1 rRNA gene is annotated in these 426 nt (G+C 40.1%); it reads left to right on the top strand.

The window, feature by feature from the left end:
- Window positions 1-237: 237 nt before the first annotated feature.
- Window positions 238-426, top strand: a 16S ribosomal RNA gene (locus AB4329_RS22315); the annotation flags it as partial.

Here is a 426-nt window from a genome sequence, read left to right as displayed (position 1 = left end):
GCTCTTTAACAATTTAAACCTATCAATCTGTGTGGGCACTCGTTGATGAATATCAAAAATTGATTCTTAGGAATCACATTGATTTCAATGAACTGAGTGACCAATCGATAATTTATTATCGGCACAGTCAATTCATTATCATTCTGTTGGAATGGTAATAGCTTTAGAATTACTTTTTGTAGTTTTGAAGTCAGTATTCGTTGAGTCACACCTATTAATTTAGGTAATCAAAATCTTAAATTGAAGAGTTTGATCATGGCTCAGATTGAACGCTGGCGGCAGGCCTAACACATGCAAGTCGAGCGGAAACGAGTTATCTGAACCTTCGGGGAACGATACGGCGTCGAGCGGCGGACGGGTGAGTAATGCCTAGGAAATTGCCTTGATGTGGGGGATAACCATTGGAAACGATGGCTAATACCGCAT

Source organism: Vibrio sp. 10N.261.54.A5, assembly GCF_041471145.1.
In the GTDB taxonomy this organism is placed as follows: Bacteria; Pseudomonadota; Gammaproteobacteria; order Enterobacterales; family Vibrionaceae; genus Vibrio; species Vibrio crassostreae_C.
This window is presented reverse-complemented; position numbering and strand designations above follow the sequence as displayed.